This is a genomic window from Caballeronia jiangsuensis (assembly GCF_046030135.1).
Taxonomy (GTDB): domain Bacteria; phylum Pseudomonadota; class Gammaproteobacteria; order Burkholderiales; family Burkholderiaceae; genus Caballeronia; species Caballeronia jiangsuensis.
This window is the reverse complement of sequence record NZ_JAQQDB010000103.1, coordinates 1-1,315: the sequence shown is the minus strand read 5'-3', so window position 1 is coordinate 1,315 and position 1,315 is coordinate 1. Positions and strand designations below refer to the sequence as shown.

At 61.1% G+C, this 1,315-nt stretch carries 1 protein-coding gene; it reads right to left on the bottom strand.

The annotated features are described in order from the left end of the window. Window positions 1–79 precede the first annotated feature (79 nt). Window positions 80–1,225: an IS481 family transposase gene (locus tag PQR08_RS38515; RefSeq protein ID WP_408164462.1), complete on the bottom strand. Its 1,146-nt coding sequence runs from the start codon at window positions 1,223–1,225 to the stop codon at window positions 80–82. Window positions 1,226–1,315 lie beyond the last annotated feature (90 nt).

The window sequence follows — 1,315 nt, the reverse complement described above, 5'->3', positions numbered from 1 at the left end:
TTTCTTTGGTTACTTTCTTTGCAGCAGTGTATGGACCGGAGACATGGTTGACACATGTGCGGAGACATAGCTGACACTTCTATCTTGACGCATCGGGCTGATTTGGGTCAAAGGTCATGAGTCGATGATGAGCGAAATAAAAATCATAGGCGTCGGCAATTTCCGGGTTCATACGCGCTGCCACGTCCAATCGATGCAATGCGCTCGATACGCGTAGTTGGTAGCCTCGAAACGTTATCTTGCCGTTCCAGCCCACGCGCAACACTTCGTCGTCGGGACCGTACTCGATCGGCGCCAGCGTGCTGGGCATCGCGCGCGGGCTGCTGCGATAGCGCGTGATCGGCGTGGCCATGCCGATGCCCTGATGCGGGCGCTGGTGGTTGTAAATCTCGCGCCAGTAATCAAATTCGCTCTGTACCTGAGCCTGGGTGGTGAAGCTGCGCCCGTTGAGCACTTCGGCTTTCAGCGAGCGGTGAAAGCGTTCGTCCTTGCCGTTGGTCTGCGGGTGATAGGGACGGCTGTAGGTGACACGAATGCCCAGGCGAATCAGCCAGATGGCCAGCTCCGAGAGCTGACCGGGCTTGCCCGGCGAGCCCCAGGGCGCGCCGTTGTCAGTGTTGATCTGGGCGGGCAGGCCGTAGCAGGTGAAGGCGCGCTCCAACTGGGCGCGCACGGTGTTGCCATCGGTGGCGCCGCACGCGTGCAGCACCACGTTGTAGCGCGAATGATCGTCCAGCACGGTGAGCGGGAAACAGCGCGTCTGATCGAGTATGAGGAAATCGCCCTTGAAGTCCATCTGCCACAGCTCGTTGGGCTCGCCGCGCTCGAAGCGCTGCCAGGCGGTGGCATCGGCCGAGGCCTTCTGGCCGATGCGCCCGTGGCGATGCAGGATCGAATTGACCGTGCTGGGTGCGAGCTTGGCCAGCCCCATATCGATGAGGCGTCGGCTGAGCTTGCGCGCGCCCCAAGCCGGGTGGGCATCGCGCAGTTGCAGCACTTGCTGCTCGAGCTCCGGCGCACTGATGCGCGGGCTGGTGAGCGGGCGACGGGAGAGATCGGCAAGCGCTTGATCGCCGCCCAATTCATAACGTCTGAGTATCTTGTATCCCGTCTGCCGGCTGATGCCGAAACGCCGGCACAGCTCACTGAACGGGATCTCGCGCTTGAGCGCAAGGCTCACGAAATCAAGGCGAAGTTGCATGATGTTTTGGGGGTTCCACGGCATGGTTGGTCTCGGGCATGGCATGCCCGAAAGTGTCAACCATGTCCCCGCACACCTGTCAGCGATGTCTCCGGTCCATACACAGCAGCAAAG